1 pseudogene is annotated in these 240 nt (G+C 39.2%); it reads right to left on the reverse strand.

Features of this window, described 5'->3' with window-relative positions:
• Positions 1–240, reverse strand: a pseudogene (locus CCAND38_RS11700) (hypothetical protein); the annotation flags it as partial.

Raw genomic sequence — 240 nt, forward strand, 5'->3', positions numbered from 1 at the left:
TACAGAATCTCCATTGTCGTCATCATTGGCTTCTATCCTATTTTTTACTGTTATAGTTACAGTCGCCGAATCACAAACGTCCGTAAATACTTTCGAACAAAGCTGATACGTAAAGGTATATATTCCACTTTTAGCGTTACTTACAAGAATATCTCCCGTTGGACTTACCGTTATGCCTTCTGGAAGTGCTGATGTTGTCAGATCTACCTCTACAGGTATGCTTGGAATCGTTCCGTTATA

Origin of the sequence: Capnocytophaga canis, assembly GCF_000827555.1 — a bacterium.
Taxonomy (GTDB): Bacteria; Bacteroidota; Bacteroidia; order Flavobacteriales; family Flavobacteriaceae; genus Capnocytophaga; species Capnocytophaga canis.